Annotated in this window: 17 protein-coding genes and 1 tRNA gene; 17 read left to right on the top strand and 1 reads right to left on the bottom strand. The window is 33.2% G+C overall.

Going from position 1 to position 21,079, the window contains the following annotated elements; genetic code table 11:
• From argH to ACF3NF_RS02105, 17 genes are all read left to right on the top strand, one after another.
• Complete coding sequence (argH, locus tag ACF3NF_RS02185) at positions 1-1,371, top strand: argininosuccinate lyase (protein WP_394023812.1); 1,371 nt, start codon at positions 1-3, stop codon at positions 1,369-1,371.
• A gap of 12 nt (positions 1,372-1,383) precedes the next feature.
• Positions 1,384-2,859: an ABC transporter substrate-binding protein/permease gene (locus ACF3NF_RS02180; RefSeq protein WP_394023810.1), complete on the top strand. Its 1,476-nt coding sequence runs from the start codon at positions 1,384-1,386 to the stop codon at positions 2,857-2,859.
• Positions 2,852-3,577 (top strand): amino acid ABC transporter ATP-binding protein, encoded by a 726-nt coding sequence (locus ACF3NF_RS02175; protein WP_394023808.1) that lies wholly within the window; start codon positions 2,852-2,854, stop codon positions 3,575-3,577. Before ACF3NF_RS02180 ends, ACF3NF_RS02175 begins: the two co-directional genes overlap by 8 nt.
• Positions 3,578-3,634: 57 nt before the next feature.
• Positions 3,635-3,724: transfer RNA gene (locus ACF3NF_RS02170), tRNA-Leu, on the top strand.
• Between the two features lie 125 nt (positions 3,725-3,849).
• The gene (ispE, locus tag ACF3NF_RS02165) at positions 3,850-4,680 is read left to right on the top strand and encodes a 4-(cytidine 5'-diphospho)-2-C-methyl-D-erythritol kinase (RefSeq protein WP_394023806.1); all 831 of its coding nucleotides are present in this window, start codon (positions 3,850-3,852) and stop codon (positions 4,678-4,680) included.
• The gene (gene murI, locus ACF3NF_RS02160) at positions 4,677-5,426 is read left to right on the top strand and encodes a glutamate racemase (protein WP_394023804.1); all 750 of its coding nucleotides are present in this window, start codon (positions 4,677-4,679) and stop codon (positions 5,424-5,426) included. The genes ispE and murI overlap by 4 nt, the downstream gene beginning before the upstream one ends.
• Position 5,427: 1 nt before the next feature.
• Positions 5,428-6,336, top strand: a complete 909-nt coding sequence (locus tag ACF3NF_RS02155; RefSeq protein WP_394023802.1) for a Ppx/GppA phosphatase family protein — start codon at positions 5,428-5,430, stop codon at positions 6,334-6,336.
• A 6-nt stretch (positions 6,337-6,342) separates the two neighbouring features.
• Positions 6,343-8,535: an RNA degradosome polyphosphate kinase gene (locus ACF3NF_RS02150; protein WP_394023800.1), complete on the top strand. Its 2,193-nt coding sequence runs from the start codon at positions 6,343-6,345 to the stop codon at positions 8,533-8,535.
• Positions 8,536-8,773: 238 nt separating this feature from the next.
• Positions 8,774-9,781, top strand: coding sequence for a D-alanyl-D-alanine carboxypeptidase family protein (locus ACF3NF_RS02145; protein WP_394023798.1), 1,008 nt, complete (start codon positions 8,774-8,776; stop codon positions 9,779-9,781).
• Positions 9,782-9,861: 80 nt separating this feature from the next.
• A complete protein-coding gene (locus tag ACF3NF_RS02140) occupies positions 9,862-10,233 on the top strand; it encodes a RidA family protein (protein ID WP_394023797.1) in 372 nt (123 codons plus the stop codon).
• A gap of 264 nt (positions 10,234-10,497) precedes the next feature.
• Entirely contained in the window at positions 10,498-10,836 is a 339-nt protein-coding gene (locus ACF3NF_RS02135; RefSeq protein ID WP_394023795.1) for a beta C-S lyase family protein, read from the top strand.
• A gap of 23 nt (positions 10,837-10,859) precedes the next feature.
• Positions 10,860-11,555 (top strand): aminotransferase class I/II-fold pyridoxal phosphate-dependent enzyme, encoded by a 696-nt coding sequence (locus ACF3NF_RS02130; RefSeq protein WP_394023793.1) that lies wholly within the window; start codon positions 10,860-10,862, stop codon positions 11,553-11,555.
• Between the two features lie 698 nt (positions 11,556-12,253).
• A complete protein-coding gene (locus ACF3NF_RS02125) occupies positions 12,254-15,937 on the top strand; it encodes an SdrD B-like domain-containing protein (RefSeq protein WP_394023791.1) in 3,684 nt (1,227 codons plus the stop codon).
• A 635-nt stretch (positions 15,938-16,572) separates the two neighbouring features.
• Positions 16,573-16,833, top strand: a complete 261-nt coding sequence (locus ACF3NF_RS02120; RefSeq protein WP_394023789.1) for a hypothetical protein — start codon at positions 16,573-16,575, stop codon at positions 16,831-16,833.
• Positions 16,760-17,785: an amidohydrolase gene (locus tag ACF3NF_RS02115; RefSeq protein WP_394023787.1), complete on the top strand. Its 1,026-nt coding sequence runs from the start codon at positions 16,760-16,762 to the stop codon at positions 17,783-17,785. The genes ACF3NF_RS02120 and ACF3NF_RS02115 overlap by 74 nt, the downstream gene beginning before the upstream one ends.
• 39 nt (positions 17,786-17,824) lie before the next feature.
• Positions 17,825-18,277 (top strand): redoxin domain-containing protein, encoded by a 453-nt coding sequence (locus ACF3NF_RS02110; protein ID WP_262123294.1) that lies wholly within the window; start codon positions 17,825-17,827, stop codon positions 18,275-18,277.
• A gap of 92 nt (positions 18,278-18,369) precedes the next feature.
• Positions 18,370-19,737, top strand: coding sequence for an aldehyde dehydrogenase family protein (locus tag ACF3NF_RS02105; RefSeq protein WP_394023785.1), 1,368 nt, complete (start codon positions 18,370-18,372; stop codon positions 19,735-19,737).
• A gap of 39 nt (positions 19,738-19,776) precedes the next feature.
• Here the strand turns inward: ACF3NF_RS02105 and ACF3NF_RS02100 are convergent, their stop codons facing one another.
• Positions 19,777-20,997, bottom strand: coding sequence for an FprA family A-type flavoprotein (locus ACF3NF_RS02100; protein ID WP_394023783.1), 1,221 nt, complete (start codon positions 20,995-20,997; stop codon positions 19,777-19,779).
• Positions 20,998-21,079 lie beyond the last annotated feature (82 nt).

Genomic DNA, 21,079 nt, shown 5'->3' with positions numbered 1-21,079 from the left:
ATGAAACTTTGGAGCGGAATGCTATCTGGGGACTTGGATAAATTTGCAGAAGAATTCAATTCATCAATTAAAATTGATCAAAGATTAGTTTTCGATGACATAAAAGGATCTATTGCCCATGTAAAAATGCTTAAAGAAACTCAGATTATAGAAGCTGATCAGGCAGACGAAATAATTAAAGGGCTTCAGATAATCAAGCAAAAACTTTTAGATGGTAAGTTAGAAATTGATTGGTCTAGTGAAGACATCCATACCTTTATCGAATCAGCTTTAATTAAAGAAATTGGTGAAGTTGGCAAGAAAATGCACACAGCTAGGTCAAGAAATGACCAAGTTACAACTGATTTAAGATTACATCTAAGGGATGAAGTTGAAAATATAGGCTCAATTTTAAAAGAATATTTAAAAATATTGTGTGAAGTAGCTGATAAAAATAAAGAAACTATTATGCCCGGCTACACACATTTGCAAGCAGCCCAACCACTTACCTTTGCCCATCATTTGATGGCTTATGCCATGATGGGACTTAGGGATTTAGAAAGATTAGAAGACTTAAAAAAAAGAATAAATTCTTCACCACTTGGAGCCTGTGCTTTAGCTGGAACAACTTATCCAATTGATAGAGAATTTACTGCAAGAGAATTAGGGTTTGAAAGTCTAATGCAAAACTCTATGGATGCGGTTAGTGACAGGGACTACATTTTAGAATTGCAGTCTGTTTTGTCAATAATTGGCATACATTTATCAAGGATTTCTGAGGAATTGATTATTTGGTCATCCCAGCCATATCATTTTGTGAGTATAGATGATAAATTTTCCACAGGATCATCCATTATGCCTCAAAAGAAAAATCCTGACATGGCTGAGCTTATTAGAAGTAAGTCAGCAAAACTTATAGGAAATATGAATCAGTCATTTGTAATGCTAAAGGGATTGCCCTTAGCTTATTCAAAGGATATGCAAGAAGATAAGGAATCAATATTTGATAGTGTGGATATAATAAAAATTTCATTACAAGTTATGGCAGGGCAAATAAAAAGCCTAAAAGTAAATAAGGAAAAAATGCTAGAAGCTTGTAAAGATGGTTTTTTAAATGCAACTGACCTTGCAGATTATTTGGTAAATAAAGGAGAAAATTTTAGAGACGCCCACCATATTTCAGCAAGACTTGTAAAATATGGCATAGAAAATAACAAAACTTTGGATGAAATTGATCTAGATATCTATAAAGATGAATCAGATTTATTTGATGAAGACATTTACCAAGAAATTGATATAATAAAATGTGTCAATGAGAGAAAATCCTTAGGCGGGCCAGCTAAAAAAGAAGTAGAAAGACAAATTGCCTTTGTCTTAGAAAAGCTAAGTTAGAATGGAGTATAAATGAAAAGTAAAAAGAAAAGTCTGCTAGCATTAATTTTTATTATGGTATTATTTTTACCATTTAAATCCCTAGCGGCAGATGAACTAGTAGATGATGGTGTAATAGATTTTGGAACAAGTGCAGATTTCCCACCATATGAATATTATGAAAATGATGAAATAGTTGGAATTGATCCTGATATTGTAAGGGCAATTGGAGATTATTTGGGTTATGAGGTTAGACTCCATGATATGGATTTTAACACTATTATTGCCAGTATCCAATCAGGGAAAATGGATGGGGGAGCAGCTGGGTTTACTGTAACTGAAGAACGTAAAAAGTCAGTAAATTTTACAGATTCCTTTACAAAAACCAGTCAAATTGTAATAGTTAGAAAAGATTCTCAGATTAAAGAAGTAGAAGATTTAAATGATGGAGCCCAAATTGGGACTCAACTCGGGACAATAGGCGATACCATAGCAAAAGATGACTTTGGTGAAGAAAATGTAAATTCTTTTAACAAGGTACCAGACGCTATTCTATCCTTACAAAACAAAAAAATCGATGCAGTAATCCTAGATAAGCATACGGCAGAAAATTATGTCAATGCAAATAAGGATTTGAAAATCATCGACACTCCTTATTTGGAAGAAGAATATGCCCTAGCGGTTAATAAAAATAATCCAGAGCTGCTTGAAAAAATGAATGAAGCCATAGCAGCCCTTAAAGAATCCGGTGAAATTGATAAAATTATGGCAAAATATGAAAAAAAAGAAGTTTCTGAAAGTGGAACTGGTATTTTTGGTAGATTTAAATCAAATATTATTGATAACGGTGCTTACAAATATCTTTTAGATGGCCTAAAAATCACTGTAATTGTAACAATCTGTGCCTTAATTATTTCCTTTGCCCTTGGACTTATAATTGCCTTAGTTAGAGCAGCAAGCATTGAAATGGCTGGTGAGAATGTAGGTTTTGGAGGCATACTTATAAAAATATTAGATAAAATATTTAATATTTTTGTATCAATTATCCGTGGCACCCCTTCTACAATCCAGCTTTTAATAATGTTTAATGTAATTTTAGTAAATTTTGATAGCCTGCTTTGGGTAGCAATTATTTCATTTGGACTAAACTCATCAGCCTATATGGCAGAACTATTTAGGGGTGGGATAAATTCAGTTGCAAAAGGGGAAAAAGAAGCGGCACGAAGCCTTGGCCTCAGCAATTTTCAAACCATGAAAAAAGTAGTAATGCCTCAAGCACTTAAAAACTCACTACCAGCCCTAGGCAATGAAGTAATTACATTATTTAAAGAAACTTCAATTGCAGGATTTATAGGACTAGCAGACCTTACACGCGGAGCTTCTATTGTAATTAGTCAGACCTTTGATGCAGCAACAGCTTATTTTTCAGCAGCAATTATATATTTAATAATCGTCTTACTAATAGAAAAAATATTTAAGAAAATAGAAAGGTTGTACCTATATGCTTAAAGTAAATAATTTGGAAAAATCATTTGGTCCTTTAAAAGTCTTGGATAAGGTAAGCCTTGAAGTTGAAAAAAATGATGTAATTTCAATCATTGGCCCATCAGGTTCAGGGAAATCTACATTTTTAAGATGCCTAAACCTTTTAGAAAAACCAAATGGAGGAGAAATATTTTTTGAAGATAAGAAGATAAATGATGCAAATGTAGACATCAATAAACTTAGAGAAGAAATGGGCATGGTTTTTCAAAACTTTAACCTATTTTCAAATATGCCAATCATAGAAAATCTAACTCTAGCTCCAGTTATGAGAGGGAAAATGACAAAAAAAGAAGCAAATGATAAGGCAATGAGACTTCTTGAAAGAATTGGCCTAAGTCAAAAGAAAAATGTATATCCAGTTAGCCTTTCTGGTGGTCAAAAACAAAGGGTGGCAATTGCAAGAGCTCTTATGATGAATCCAAAACTAATGCTTTTTGATGAACCTACAAGTGCCCTTGATCCAGAAATGGTTGGTGGAGTTTTGGAAATGATGCAAGAATTAGCAAATGAAGGTATGACCATGGTTGTCGTTACCCATGAAATGGGATTTGCCCGTGAAGTTTCAAACAGGGTTGTTTTTATGGATGGGGGTCACATAGTTGAACAAAGTAATGATCCATATGATTTTTTTGCAAATCCAAAAAACGAACGTAGCCAGCAATTCTTATCACAAGTCATTTAAGGGGCAACTCTTATTTGACTTTTTTTGTTTTTGGGTGTATCATAATTTAGTATTTACGCAGGATTGGCGGAATTGGCAGACGCGCAAGACTAAGGATCTTGTGACCGATTTTAGGTCGTGGAAGTTCAAGTCTTCTATCCTGCACCAAAAACATTGAATAATATTGAAAATTGAACGTTTATTAATTTGTGTGTGGGTAATATGTGGGATAAACATATTATTTTTTTTGCTCAAAATTGATAATTTTTGTTATAATTGTAGCTGAGGTTAAAATGAATAGAAAATGTTTTGCAAAAATTAATTTAACTTTGGATAGCTTATACAAACGTGATGATAGTTATCATGAGATAGATACTATTATGGCACGCATAAGCTTATTTGACGAGCTTGAAATTATTCCAAATGATAGGGGAATTTTTAACTACTCATCAAATCTTGAAACAATTTGTCCAGTTGAGGACAATTTGATATATAAGGCTTGGGAGATTTTAAAAGAAAAAACTGAAAATCCAGGTGTGGATGTTTACTTAAAGAAAAATATCCCCCTTGCAGCAGGACTTGCAGGTGGATCGACTGATGCAGCTGAAATGATAAAGGGTCTAAATGAGCTTTGGAATCTAAATCTATCAAAAAAACAAATGATGGAAATAGGAAAAAAACTTGGAGCGGATATACCATTTTTCTTTGAAAATTCACCAGCTAGAGCAAAAGGGATTGGGGAAATACTATTCCCATTTGAAAATAATCTTGATATGAAAATACTTTTGGTAAATGATGGCACAGAAATATCCTCAGCTGAAGTTTATAAAAAACTTAGAGATTTTGGTCATGTAGAAAATGACTTGATTGTTGAAAAACTAAAAAAAGGAGACCACTCAGCTATTTTTTATTTTGAAAATGTTATGGAAGATGTGGTTACTGATATGTACCCTCATTTACTAGACCTTAAGTACGAATTCCTAGATTATGGGGCAGAAGTTACATTAATTAGTGGCAGTGGAGCATCTATTTTTGGAATATTTATGGATGATGAAAGCCTTGAATTTGCCTATAAAAAAATGAGTAAAAAGTACGAATTTGTAAAAAAGGTTGAATTATTATGACAAATATTGGTGTATTTGATTCTGGTCTTGGTGGACTAACTGTTTTAAAAGAGCTTGCTAGTGAAAAAAATGCAAATTATTTTTACCTAGGAGATAGCAAAAGAGCTCCTTATGGCAGCAGGTCTAAGGATGAAATTCTAAAGCTTGCCGATGAGATAGTCGAATATTTAGAAAAGTATGATATAGACCAATACATTATTGCATGCAATACAATTTCAACAATTGCAACTGAATATTTGGAAAATAAATATAAAAAGAAATTTTACCCAATAACTAGGGCTGGTGTAGAAAATGCCTTGCAATATGAGGGTGATTTTTGCCTGCTTGCAACTACGGCAACTGTGGACAGCCATATATATAAAGAAGAAATTGAAAAGAATTCATCAAGTAAAGTTTTTGAAATTCCTGCCACAAAATTGGTTACACTTATTGAAGATGGAAAATTAAGTGGAGATGAACTTGATCAGGCTTTGAGCCAATATTTAGAAATTGCCAATCAAAAGCAAATTCCAAATATTATTCTTGGATGCACCCACTATCCAATTATAAAGAATGCTATAATAAAAAATTTGAATTATAAGGCTAACATTATTAATCCAGCTCATAATGTCAGCAAAAAAGTTAATTTTGATGAGGATAATAAGTCAAGTATAAATATTTTTATGACCCAAGTAAATGAAAAGAATAAGCAGATTGTAGATCATATTTTAGATTGTGATTACAACTTAGAACTAAAGGAGATTTAAGATGATATATGCAGTAATAGACATCGGTTCAAACACCGTTAGACTTTCTGTTTTCAAAATATCTGGCGATAAAGTTACAAATTTATTTAACGAAAAGGAACAAGCTTCCCTAAAAACTTATGTAAGTAATGGAGTCTTATCAGAAAAAGGTATCCAAAGATTGATTGAAACCCTTCGCACTTTTAAGGCAGTAGTGGATAATTTTGGTGATATTGACGAACTACATCCATTTGCAACTGCAACAATCCGTGATGCAGCAAATAGGACTGAAATTTTATTCAGAGTAAAAGAAGAACTTGATCTAGATATTGAAATTATAAGTGGAGAAGAAGAAGCTAAACTTGCCTTTATAGGTGCAAGCTCTTCAGTAGAAGTTTCCCGTGGGGTTCTTACTGACATTGGTGGTGGTTCATCTGAAGTTGTAATTATTGATCAAAATAAGGTTATAAAATCAACATCTCTTTCTATTGGTTCTCTTTCTGCTTTTAATGATTATGTTAGTTCTTTATTTGTAAATAAGGATGAGAAAAAAAATATAGATACAGAAGTAAAATCCTTGCTTGAATCAAATAAAATGTACAGGGAAGACCATGATTTACTTTGTGCAGTAGGTGGTACAGCCCGTGCTACTTTAAAATTTTATAATGATTACTATGATGAAGCAAATTACAATACAGTTATGGATGCAAGTAAGCTTAATGATATGATTAAGGAAGTTATAGACAGGCAGCCTAGAGATATTTTAGATGCCATCCTAGCAGTAAAACCAGATAGGGTACATACGCTGCTTCCGGGTATGATAATACTAAACCGTTTGTCTAAATATTTTTATTGCGATACAATAAATATAAGCCAAACAGGTGTAAGAGAAGGGTATGTATATAATAAATTACTAGGAAGGAATAAATAATATAATATGGCAGATATATCTTTTACGCAAAACAGAGAACTTTCGTGGCTAAAATTTGACCAAAGGGTCTTAGAAGAAGCAAATGATAGAGATGTACCAGTTTTAGAAAGACTGAGATTTTTCTCGATATTTGATACCAATCTTGAAGAATTTTTTATGGTAAGGGTTGGTAGTCTTACTGACTTTAAGAATTTAAAGAAAAAACCAGTCGATAGCAAATCAGGTATGACCAGTGATGAGCAACTTGATGCAATATTAGCAGATTGTATTGACTTATATAAGCAAAAAGATCAAGTATATGGACAAATAGTAGATGAGCTTAAAGTAAATGGTATAAATTTACTCAAAGTTTCTGAACTTAGTGAAAAAGATAGAAAATCTGTAGAATACTACTTTAATACAAAGATAGAACCAATTTTAAATTTCCAAGTGGTAGATAGGGTCCATCCTTTCCCAAGACTACCAAACTTAGCCTTATCTGTTGTTTTCTCATTAAAATCAGAAAATGATAATGAAAGCAAAAGTGTAGGACTTATCCAAGTTCCAGATAAATTAAAAAGATATTTAAAAATCAATGACACAAGCTTTGTCTTTATCGAAGATATAATAAAAGAATTTGGCTACCAAGTATTTGAAGGATATGAGGTAGAAAACCAATATATAATCTCGCTAACAAGAAATACAGATATTTCATATAACGATGATGATTACGATGTTGACCAAGACTTTAGAGATTATATGAAAGGCAAGCTTAAAAAAAGAAAGAGACTTCATCCAGTTAGACTTGAAGTAGATAATGACCTATCAGATGAGTCATTAGAATTTTTAAAAACTCAATTCGACCTAGATAAGAAAAATATATTTGTAACCAAATCACTAATGCAAGCAGGATTCTTATTTGGACTTGTAGAGGATTTACCTGAAAATTTTATAGCAAAACACACTCACGAGCCATTTAGCCCACAAGCATCAGCAATGGTTGATCCAAATCGTCCTATGATGGAGCAGATTAACGAAAAAGATATATTTTTATCATTTCCATATGAATCTATGGACCCAGTTATCAGACTTTTAGAAGAAGCAGCTGAGGATGAAAGTGTAGTTTCAATAAAAATTACCCTTTACAGAATTGCCCATGACAGCAAAATTGCAAAAGCCTTGATAAAAGCAAGTGAAAATGGCAAAGATGTAATAGTTTTAATGGAACTTCGTGCAAGATTTGACGAAGATAACAATATACTTTGGTCATCAAAACTTGAAGATGCTGGCTGTAAAATCTTATATGGTTTTGATAATTATAAAACTCACTCCAAAATCTGTCTGATAACTAAAATAGACCAACACGAAAATATCCAATATATCACCCAAGTTGCAACAGGAAACTATAACGAAAAAACAGCAAAATTATACACAGATTTTTCACTTATGACATCAAATGGTGCGATAGGTCTTGATGCAAAAGATTTATTTGATAATGTTATGCTTGGAAACCTAGAGGGTGAATACAAAAACCTAATGGTAAGTCCAAAATCAATGCAAGAAGGACTTGACAAGCTAATTGATGAGCAAATACAAATTCAAAAACAAGGTGGACAAGGATATATCAGGATAAAACTAAATTCTATATCAGATAGGATTTTGATTGATAAACTTTCTGAAGCGTCAAATGAAGGTGTAAAGGTAATAATGCTAGTAAGAGGCATTTGCTGTATCCTCCCAGATGTAAAGAATCGTACAGAAAATATAGAGATATATTCGATTGTAGGAAGATTTTTAGAACACCACAGGGTTTACCAATTTGGCCATCGAGAAAATGCAAAAGTATTTATTTCATCTGCTGACTTTATGACAAGAAATATCAGACATAGGATGGAAGTTGCAGTTCCTATTTTTGATGAGGAAATTAAAAAACGAATCCTCGACTTTATGGATTTGATGCTTTCAGATGATGTTAAAATTAGAAAACTATTATCAAACGGAGAGTACACAAAAGTTCAAAATGTAAATAATATTAACTCTCAAGAAGTCTTAGCAGAACAAGCAAAAAAACGCAGCCTACAAGCAGAAGAAAATAGATCGGTTCAAAAAGTGGCTGAAAAAACTAAAAAAAGGAAAGAAAATATAATGAGCGAAGAGCGAAAAAAACTAAAAAAAGAGAAAAATTTCCTTCGCAGAATTTTAGATATTTTCAAAAAATAATAAATATTAACTAAATTTTACAAAAATCGGCTATTTAAGTCGATTTTTTTTCATTATTTATGCAAATAAAATGCTTTTACCCCTATTAATTTTGTAAAAATCATGCTATAATGTTAGTAAATAGTAATAAATCAATTTCGTATAAAATTGAGATATATTTTATAAAATTGATTTCCCACAGTCTTCACTCAAAAACAACTATAACTATAATATTGAAATAAATGAATAGGAAATTATTATGTCTAATAAAGGTATCAGAGAAAAAAAGAGAAATCAGGCAAGAAGAAGAAAAGCAAGAAACAAAAAGATTTTTACAAGTGGAATATTAGCAGTAGTATTAGTAGGTTCTATTTATCAATTTGGATTTAATGGTAATAATGAAAATGAATTTGAAATTGCAAGACCAAATGAAATCAGACAAGCAGCAGGGAATTTTAGCGAGTTAGAAGAAGAAACAATCGAAGAAACAAGCAATAAAATTCATGTGGCAACTGATGTTGGTTTTAAAGATGCAGGGGTAGATGAAAGCCATGCTCTAAAAGATGATAAATATAGCGATAACCTGCAAGAATACGTTCTTTGTGTACAAACCCAATACGCTTATCAATTCCCAAATGATTATTCAAAAACTGAAAAATTCATTGAAGAAGGATCATATGTTCCATACTTTGGCACAGAAAATGGTTTTTCTAAAGTGAAAATCGATGATACCTATTATTATGTAAATAAATATGGCCTATCAAAATTAGATAGCGATAAGCAAATCAAGGTTGTAAATGGCTTAGCCTTTGTAAATGAAAATTATCCATTACCAGAAGACTTTGATCCAGGTGTGGATAAGACAGCAAGACGTGCCTTTGAAACTATGAGACAAGATATGGCTCGCGAAAATTTAGATGTAAAAATTGCTTCTGACTATAGGGGCTATGATTTAGAAAAAAGAATGTTTGAGGTTTCTGAGCCAGATAGTTCAGCTCCAGGAACAAATGAGCATCAACTTGGATCTGCCTTTGACTTTTTTACAGAAGGCAGCAAGTACAATGACAAATTTGAAAAAACCGCAAGCTATGATTGGCTAGCAGAAAATGCTTACAAATATGGTTTTATAGAAAGATATCCAAAGGGTAAAGAAAATAAAACCAACCACAAGGCAGAACCATGGCACTTTAGATTTGTAGGTGTGGAAAATGCTAAAAACATCTATGAAAATGATTTAACTCTAGAGGAATATTTAAAAATAAATTAGAAAAAGTCTTGAAATTTTCATTAAATTGTTATATAAATGTAATATGAAAACATTTTAAATTTACAATTTAAGGAGAAGTTATGAAATCATTTCACACAGACAAAGCACCAGCAGCAGTAGGACCATATGTACAAGCAATTGGTACAGAACAATTTGTATTTACATCAGGTCAAATCCCACTAAATCCAGAAACTGGAGAACTAGTAACAGAAATCTCTGCTGCAGCTAGACAAGTTTTAAATAATATTAAAGCTATCCTAGAAGAATCTGGTTCATCAATTGATAAGGTTATAAAATGTACAGTTTACTTAGCTGACATCAATGATTTTGCAGCAGTAAATGAAGTTTACAAAGAATTTTTTGATGAACACAAACCAGCAAGATCAGCTTTACAAGTAGCAGCTCTTCCACTTGGAGCAGCACTAGAAATCGAAGCTATAGCTTCACTATAAATTAAAATTAACAGCAATTTTATATTGCTGTTTTTTTGTGACTAAATTTATAATAATTGATTATTATTTTGAAAACTTATACAATAACCGTAAGTAAAAACACATTTATAAGGAGGTCATATTCAATATAAATTTGATACCATAGTTGATAGATCAGGGACCAATACGATTAAGCTTTATGGCTATAAGCAATACATATTCCAAGATAAGGATATAGACCTAGGCTTTGATAATGAGGACTATATACATTTTTGGATAGCAGATATGGAATTTGCTTGCGCTCCAGAAATAATATATGCCATAAAAGATAGGCTTGATAGAAAGATTTTGGGCTATACAGATAATTATGATGATAGACTTTATGATGCCCTAAGCTCTTGGACTAAAGACCGCTATGATTTTAGCTTTGATAAGAAAGAGTTAGTCTTATCTAATGGTGTAGTTCCTGCCATAGCAAGAATTATTAGATACTTATTGGGAGATGATGAGAAAGTTTTATTTAATACTCCGTCCTACGGGCAATTTGCAAAAACATGGCAGAGAAATAATAAGGAGTATTTAACAAGTCCCTTAATAAAAATTCTGACGGCTCCTATGATATAGACTTTATTGACTTAGAAGAAAAGATGGCAAGGGATGATGTAGAATTATTTATCCTATGTAACCCTCACAATCCAACAGGTAGGGACTGGAAGAAAGAAGAGCTAGAAAAAATAGCTGACCTAGGCAAAAAATATGACCTATGGATTATATCTGATGAGATCCACTGTGACCTGAGACGTAAGGATGCACCAAGACACATTCCTCTAGGCAAGATTATGCCTAGTTATAATAAGCTAATTACCTCTATGGCAGCTACCAAGTCATTTAATATAGCAGGCCTTGCCCAATCATCTATTATTATTAGAAGTGATCAGGTTAAGGATAGGTGGATGGCAGAAGGAGCTATTGGCCTAAATCCCCTAAGTCATGAGGCAAGCATTGCAGCCTACGAAAAAGGGGGTCAGTGGCTAAGTGAACTTAATGACTATTTAGATGGAAACTTTAAATTCTTAGAGAAATTCTTAGATAAGAACTTGGCTGATGTTATCCTATCACCAGCCCAAACAACCTATCTAGCTTGGCTAGACTTTAGCGAGTATTTTGATGAGGATGATGACCTAGAGCTATTTTTTGCAAAAAATGCAGCTGTCCTAGTAGAAGCTGATAAGACCTTTGTAGACCATGCTAATAGGATGCTAAGGATAAACCTAGCCTGCCCTAGGTCTTACCTAAAAGAAGGCCTTAAAAGAATGGCAAAAGCTCTTAAAGACAGAGCTTAAGAGTTATCGAAATTTAGGGCTAAAGCAGTAAAATAAGACCATAAGACTGATAAACAATAAATAATAGGAAGGGGCTGTTGCAAAACTATGAATAATCATCGTACCATCATTAGAAGGTTCTCTTAGGAAATTTTCAGTGGTGCCTGCCGGCTGATGGAGGCATACTTTCCGTGGAGGTTCTTCTAATGATATTGGTACGATTTATTCAATCTGCAACAAGCCCTTTTAATTTATTTCCTATTCATTTTCCTTCTCCATTCTTAGGGTTTCGTCTAGAAGGGTTAGGTAGTATTTTTTAAATATACACTAGCGTTCTATTTGCTAGAACGCTATTTTTATGCCTATTATACAATAATTATACAAAAAAAACTATGAAAATATATATATATAATAAAACAGAAATAATGGAAAGAATTGATAAAATAAGTTAAAAATATAACATTATTCTATTATCGGTTTAGTGTATGCAATAATGATTCGTTGATATATACAGATGTTAGCTTTATTTTACAAATATCGGAAAAATTTTTGTTTTCCAAAAATATAACTAAAAAAACAATGACTAAAACTTGAAATTTAAATAATCGAGAATAGAATAAATATAAGACATTTTGCGAACACGCAGTCTATGATAAATGTAACTAGGACAGACTCTAATATATGGGGTCTTGAGACAGTCGATTATTTTTTGGAGGAAAATGGACAATAGATTTAAAAGAATTATTGAGTTTAAAAAACAAAAAGGCTCAATAAGAAAACCAAAATACGCAACTAGAAAACTATCTATAGGGCTAGTTTCATGCATGCTAGGTTACGCACTTTTAGTATCTCCATCCTCAGTAGAAGCATCCGAGCTTGGTAACGAAAATCAAGCTGTAGCTGAAAAACCTGCTGAAACAGAGACTACAAGTAAAGACAATAATTTAGTAGAAGGAAACGAAGAAACATCAGCTGAAGGAAGTGTTGAAGAAGAAACTCCAGCACCAGCTGAGGAAGAAAAACCAGAAACCACTGAAGCTCCTAAAGAAACAAAAAAAACAGAAGAAGCTTCAAAATCTGAAGAAGACACTGTTTCTGAAGAGGACGCTGTTGTAGAAGAAAATGAAGTCTCCGTACTAACAGAAGAACAAAGACAAGCTCTAAAAGAAGCTGACTTTACTGATAGTGAAATCGAGAAAATCGAAGAAGAAATAGCTAAAAATGTATTAGCTGATGCGAGCTTTGATGTAGAAGCTTTCCTAGATGAAAAAGTAGCAGAAAAAAATAAAGCTATAGAAGAATCTGAAAAAGATGAACTTTCATTAGAAATGTCTGAAGAAATTTCATCTGGTAGACAAAGCGCAGGTCAAAATAAACTTGAAAATATTGTAGTTGACATTGATGGAGAAAAGTATAGTAATGTTACCACTGTTAAACCACTAGGTTTTCATAAAGATGATTATGTAGGTGAAAAACTTAAACCTGGCTTAGACAATGTTATAGAAGCAAAGGTTAGCTTTGATGTACCTGATACTGTAACTAAGGATGACTCATTTAACATTGGCGTGTCTGGAAATGTTAACCTTCATGGAATTTCAACAGTAGCTCATATTGATGATATTTATTACAATGGAGAGCTTTTAGCAAAAGCTGAAGTTCAACCAGATGGAAAGACAGTAAGATATACTTTTACTGAATATGCTGACAAAATTGCTAAGATTAAAATGCATGTAGCTTTCCCTATATTTATAGATAAGGACTCTGTTCCTACAACTAGCGATCAAGCTGTAACAGTAAATGTTGATGGAAATGAAGTATCTAAGACATTTACTGTTGATTACTCTACTGAAGATTCGTACAAAGGAAAGGATGAAAAAAATCCAAACGTAAATGTAGAGACATTAAGTGGTTCTGCAAATATAGATGAAACATACGATGGTACTTTGCAAGGAAATGATCCTAAGAAAAATAACACTTATGTTCACACTATTTATGTTAACCCTACAAGACAAGAGCTTACAAATTCAAAGTTATTTATAACAAGTCAAACTGATAAAGCAGGAAATCCTATAGGTGGTGCTGACTTCGGTAGCAAAGTTGCTAATACAGTAAAAGTATATAGACTTAAAGATGGAGCTCAATTATCAGGTAGCTATGATTTAAATTATAATGATTTAGAAGATGTAACTAAACGAGCTACTTCTATTGCAAAAATTGGTAGACAGTCTGGTATAGAAGTACAAATTAAACAACAAAATGATAAGGCACCTTATGTTGTTGTATACCAAGGTCAAACAAAGCCGGGAACAAACGCAAATACAATAGTTAAGTTTTCCGCCGATAAAAAGGTATGGAGTGATGGAAAAACAGTAGATAATAATCCAAATGATTGGGTATATAGAAATGATGTCTTCTTTGAAAAAGGAAATTCTGGTGCTACAGGTGAAGTTGATAAACTTTACAAACTTGGTGATAAAGTTTGGATAGATGAAAATGGTAATGGAATCCAAGACCCAGGCGAAAAACCACTAAAAGATGTTTATGTATCAATCGTAGTAAATGGACAAGAAACTATCCTAAGAACAGATGAAAATGGTAACTATATATTTAACAACCTTCCAAATGGTGAATATGAAGTTACATTTGCTAACCTACAAGGATATAAACCAACTAAAGCAAAACAAGGTACAGACGATGCTGTAGACTCTGATGCTACATTAGTTGATGGTGTTTTAAAAACAAAAGCTACAATAGCTGACGCTGATAACATGAATGTAGACTTAGGTCTAATTAAAGAAAAAACTTACACTATAGGTGATAGAGTATGGCTAGATGATGACAAAGACGGACTTCAAACAGAAGGCGAAAAAGGCGTTGAAGGCGTAACTGTTAAACTAACAGGCGAAGGTATCGAAGATCAAACAACCACAACAGATGCCAACGGAAACTACAAATTCGAAAATCTAAAAAATGGTGAATACAAAGTAACATTCGAAGACCTACCAGAAGGTTATGAAATTACAAAAACTGACGAAGGAACTGATGACAAAATAGACTCAGACGGTAAAGAAGTAACCGTAACAATCAATGACGCAGATGATATGTCAATAGACCTAGGATTAGTAAAAGAAGAAGCACCAGTAGAAGAAAAAACATATATCCTAGGTGATAGAGTATGGCTAGATGATGACAAAGACGGACTTCAAACAGAAGGCGAAAAAGGCGTTGAAGGCGTAACTGTTAAACTAACAGGCGAAGGTATCGAAGATCAAACAACCACAACAGATGCCAACGGAAACTACAAATTCGAAAATCTAAAAAATGGTGAATACAAAGTAACATTCGAAGACCTACCAGAAGGTTATGAAATTACAAAAACTGACGAAGGAACTGATGACAAAATAGACTCAGACGGTAAAGAAGTAACCGTAACAATCAATGACGCAGATGATATGTCAATAGACCTAGGATTAGTAAAAGAAGAAGCACCAGTAGAAGAAAAAACATATACCCTAGGTGATAGAGTATGGATAGACGACAACAAAGACGGAATCCAAACTGAGGGCGAAAAAGGTCTAGCAGGAGTAACTGTTAAACTAACAGGCGAAGGCATAGAAAAAACAACAAAAACAGACGCAAACGGAGAATACAAATTCGAAGGCCTAAAAAATGGTGACTACAAAGTAACATTCGAACTACCAGAAGGCTACAAAGTAACCGACACCAATGTAGGCGACGATGACGAAAAAGATTCCGATGGTACAGAAGTTACTGTAACAATCAACGATGCAGATGATATGTCAATAGACCTAGGTCTAATAAAGGTAACAGAAACACCATGGACACCATTAGAACCTTCTGAATCAGTAGATCCAGAAAAACCAGGTGAGGGAGATTCATCAATCCCATGGACACCACTAGAACCTTCTGAACCAGTAGATCCAGAAAAACCAGGTGAAGGAGATTCATCAATTCCATGGACACCACTAGAACCATCTGAACCAGTTGAGCCAGAAACACCAGGTGAAACCCCAGATATTCCATGGACACCATTGGAACCATCTGAACCAGTTGAGCCAGAAACACCAGGTGAAACTCCTGAGACTCCTGAAACTCCAGAAAAACCTGAAACTCCAGAAAAACCTGAAAAATCAGAAAATCCTGAGAAACCTGAAAAAACAGGTAAAGAAAATCCAACAAGTCCAGAAGTAGATAAGGATAAGAAGGATAATAGGGTTAAAGTTCCAGTAGTTGAATCTAAAAAGGAAGTTAAAAAAGAAACTCCTGTTAGAAAGAATGGAAACCCTAAGACAGGTGTAGGTTCAATATCAGGTGCAGCATTAGGACTAATCGCAGCTGCTAGTGGACTCTTTGTCAGCAAGAAAAACAAAGACGAAGAATAAAACTAAATAGACAGATTGTAACTATAAATTAATCCAAAACTCCAAGTTCTCCAGCTTGGAGTTTTCTCTTGGATACTTTTAGCTAATATTTAGAATGAAAAATGTTTTAAGGAGTAAATACAATTGTATTAATATTTATAAGATATTTTGTATTTTAATCATAGTTTAGTAGAGTATATTTATGATTAAATAAATTCTAAGAAGGCTGTAGGAGATTTGAGGATTTGATTTATGAGAGACCTGATTTTGATGGCTTGTGGTAGAGATTTCTACCTTGCTCGATAAGCTTTGTAGGTCAAAAGATAGGTAGGAGTTCTTTTCTCTACATAAGAGAATCGAAAGTTCTTTCATTAATATAGATGAACTTTATAATATTATAAGTATCAGAAATTCTATCAATACCAAGGACGAATTCTATGATGGTGAGCTTAAGATATTCTATGAAAATATGCCTCGTTTTGATGAACTTAAGCACAGGCGTGGGACTATTAGGATAGAAAATAAGATTAGTTAATGATGATGTGCTGCTATTTTGTTTCATAAATGCATGTATCAGAAAAAGACGAGGATGTTTAGTTTCCTCATCTTTTTTTTATATTGATACTTTTGCAACAGCCCTTTTTTTAGGAGAATATATGACTTTAGGAAACCAAGATATTATAAAAGCTGTTGATAGCCTTTCTCGATATCAAGTAAAAACACGTAGGTACTTACACGAAAATCCAGAGCTATCTGGGGAAGAAATAGAAACTAGTAAGTTTTTAAAGAAAGAAGCAAAAAAATTAGATTTACCTATAAAGGAAGTTGAAGGTACAGGATTTTATGCTATCCTTGATACAGGAAATCCAGGATACAGGAAATCCAGGCAAAACTCTGGGGCTTCGTACAGACATTGACGCACTTCCAATTGTTGAAAAAGATTCAAATCAAAAAAATATGTGTCTCTGCAAATCAAAAATTGAAGGCAAATTTCACGCTTGTGGCCATGACGGTCATATGGCAACTTTACTAGGGGCTATGAAAATATTAAGTCAAAATAAAGATAAGCTTAAGGGGAAGATTATTTTTATATTTGAAGAAGGTGAAGAAACTGGATCTGGCATATATAAAATGGTTGAGGCTCTAAAAAATGAAAATATAGATGCTATCTATGGAGAACACTTAGCTGCCTTTTTAGAAACTGGAAAAATTGCAGTTGATGCTGGTCCAATTATGGCCGGAAATGCAATTGTAGACTTCACAATTCGTGGAAGAGGTGGTCATGGATCTCGTCCTGACTTATCAATCAGCCCAATTTTTGTGGCCAGTAATATCATAAATGGTCTAGCAAGTGCATGGGTAAATCGTATTGATGTTTCAAAAACAGTTACCCTAGGCCTAGGTCTTATAAATGGAGGAACTATTGCCAATGTTATCCCAGATGAAGTAAGGGTAGCAGGAACCCTAAGATATTTTGATACCAAAGAAGGCAAAAAAGCCTTAGACCTAGTAAGAAAAGTAGGATCTTTGACAGCTAAGGCCCATGAATGTGAGTTTATAGAAAATAAAATAATTCATGACAATGAGCCAGTTATAAATGATGAAAGCCTAGCCAAGCTTGCACAAGAATCCATAGAAGATATAATGCCAGGTACCATCAAAAAAGACTTAACATGGTTTGCTTCAGAGACATTTGCAGGCTATAACAAGCTATGCCCAATAGCTTTTGCCCTAGTAGGGACAAAAAATACTGACCTAGGATCTGGTGCAGAACATCACAATGAATATTTTGATATAGACGAAAAATCTTTAAGCATAGGCACTATTGCCATGGTCAAATTCGCCAATGAATTTTTAATTTCAAAATAGTTGGGTATATATAATATATCGAAGAAAAAGGAGTGTATTATGACTATTAATGTAAACGAAAAAGCACCAGAATTTTCACTAAAAGACCAATACAAAAATGATATAAACTTATCAGATTTAAAAGGCAAAAAAGTAATTCTTTCTTGGCATCCACTTGCATTTACATCTGTTTGTACAGATCAAATGAGATCTTTAGAAAGAAATTATGATAGAATCCAAGAAAAAGGGGATACAGTGGTTATTGGGTTATCCATAGACCCATTCCCAGCCAAACAAAAATGGGCAGATATACTCTGCATAGAAAATGTAAAAATCGCATCAGATTTCTTCCCATATGCAGAAGTTACAAAAGCATACGGATTATTTAATGAAGAAAATGGTGCCAGCCAAAGGGCAAATGTAATAGTTGATGAAGAAGGTAAAGTACAGTGGGTGAAAGTTTACGAACCTTCTGAGTTACCTGATATAGAAGAAGTAATCGAAAACTTATAAATCTAAAAAGCTTCCAAAATTTTGGGAGCTTTATTTTTTTTGTAAAAATAGGGTAAAAATACAAAAAGCATTAAAAAAATAAGGAGCATATTATGAACTTAGAACAAGTTGTAAATCTCCAAAGAGAATACTTTTATTCTGGAGAAACTAAAACCTTAGACTTTAGACTTAAAAATTTACAAAAATTAAAAGATATACTAATTAACTTTGAGGATAATATCTTGATGGCCCTTGCCAAAGATTTGGGAAAATCAAATTTTGAAGCCTATGCAACAGAACTTTCTATGGCCTATGAGGAAATAAAACTTGCCATGGATAATCTAGAAGAATGGATGGAACCCATAGCAGAAAAAACTCCACTTATGTCCATGCCAGGAAAATCATACACCCTTTTTGAACCAATGGGAGTAACACTTATCATATCACCATGGAATTATCCATTTCTACTAGCAATCGACCCACTAATTGGAGCAATTGCTGCTGGAAATACAGTGATTTTAAAAACAAGTAGAAAATCAAAACATACTTCAAATCTCATTCGTGAAATAATAAATGCAAATTTTGACCCGAATTATATCTTTGTAGTTGATAATAATGAAGTTAGTCATGATGAGCTTTTATCATACAATTATGACCACATTTTCTATACCGGCGGGGCAGAAGTTGGTAAAAAAATTATGGTTGCTGCCAGCAAAAATTTATCAAAAGTTACCCTAGAACTAGGAGGCAAATCACCAGCTATTGTAGAAAAAGATGCAAATATAGGACTTGCTGCAAGGTCTATAGCTTGGGGAAATACTGTAAATGCTGGTCAAACTTGCGTATCACCAGACTATATTTTAGTCCATGCATCTATCAAGGATAGGTTTGTAAGAGAACTTGAAAATGCTCTCTTAGAATTTTATGGATCAGACCCAATAAGTAGCCCAGATTATGCAAGTATAATTAATAAAGATCATCTTGATAAACTTATTGGACTGTTAGAGGGCCAAAATATTATTTGTGGCGGTGATTATGATATTAATAATTTGTGCCTAGCGCCTACTATAGTCGATGGGGTAGACTTTGAAAATAAATTGATGGATGAAGAAATATTTGGTCCAATTTTTCCTATCATTACTTATACAAATCTAAATGAAGTTTTATATAAGGTAAAAACTTTACCAAAACCACTAGCCTTATATTTATTTACTGAAAATGACCGCACAAAAGAAAAGGTCATGTATAATATGGAATTTGGAAATGGAATGGTAAATGATACTCTGATGATGGTTTCAAATCCTTACCTCCAATTTGGCGGGGTAGGATATAGTGGCCAAGGTGGATACCATGGATACTATGGATTTAAGAATTTTTCTAATCAAAAATCTATTATGGAAGCAAATTCTGATTTTGAAATGAAAATGAAATATCCACCATATAAGGATGGAGCTTTAAATATACTTAAAAAATTAAAATAAGCGTTAAAAAAGGAGCCTTTGGGGCTCCTTAATTTTATTTTAATATTCTTGGCTATCTAGGTCTTCTTTGATAGCTTTTGCAAGTTCTTTTAATTGGGCTACTTGGTCATCTTTTACAGCTGAGTTGATTAATACATCTTCTCCAACATAGGTGTGTTTGCCTGATTCTAAAATTTCTTTAGATCTTTTTAGGCTGTTACCACCCCATGACCAGTTGTTTAAGAAAGATATGTGTCTATTTTGGTAACCTGTACCAACTAGTTCTTGTAAAAATGCCTCCATTGGGTAGTATAGGCCAGAATTGTAGTTGATTGGACCAAATACTGTATTACTATACTTATGGCATTGGGCGATTATATCTGATGGATGCCAGTCTGATACGTCAAATACTCTTATATCTTCTGTAAGACCAAGGTCTGCAAGTTCTGCTGCAAGAATATCAGCTGCTTGTTCTGTATCTCCATACATTGTAGAATAAATAATCGCAACACCCTTTTCTTCTGGTGTAAATGTTGACCATTTATTGTATTTATCCATAATAAATTCAATAGACTCTGGGTCATCATAAACAGGTCCGTGAAGTGGAAGTATAGCTTGGATATCAAGGTCAGCTACTTTTTTAAATGCTGCTTGTACTTGGTTGCCAAATTTACCAACTATATTTATATAGTATCTACGAGCTTGGTCTAACCAGTCACCTTTGTGCATTACATTTTTAGCTTTTAAGTGTCCTTCTATGGCATTGAATGAACCAAAGGCATCTGCTGAGAATAAGATTTTTTGGCTTGTTTCATATGACATCATTACTTCTGGCCAGTGAACCATAGGTGTCATTACAAACTTAAGTGTGTGTTTACCAAAGTTTAGCTCATCGCCTTCCTTTACTTCATAATATCTATCTTTAAACTCATCATTGTAGAATTGTTCATAGAATTGGAAAGTTTTGGCATTACCAACTAGCTTTGCATTTGGCCATTTTCTCATACAAAAGTCAATATTTCTACAGTGGTCTGGTTCCATGTGGTGAACGATGATATAATCTAAATCTTCACCATCTAAAGCTGCTTCTATATTTTCTAAATATTGTCTAGTAAATGCAGACTCAACACTATCTACTAAAGCATTTTTTTCATCTTTTATAACATATGAAGAATACGAAACACCATTTTCAAGTGGGAACATATTTTCAAATCTATCAATTCTTCTGTCGTTTACTCCGACATAATAAATACCATCAAGTATTTCTCTAATATTATGCATTTTTCCTCCTAAATACAGTCTCTGCTTATATTATACAACTCTTACAATATAAATAAAATTTTTTGTTAAAGCATAATTAAAA

Origin of the sequence: Anaerococcus martiniensis, assembly GCF_043187485.1 — a bacterium.
In the GTDB taxonomy this organism is placed as follows: Bacteria; Bacillota; Clostridia; order Tissierellales; family Peptoniphilaceae; genus Anaerococcus; species Anaerococcus martiniensis.
Note: the sequence above shows the minus strand (reverse complement) of the source record. Positions and strands in the feature narration are given on the sequence as shown.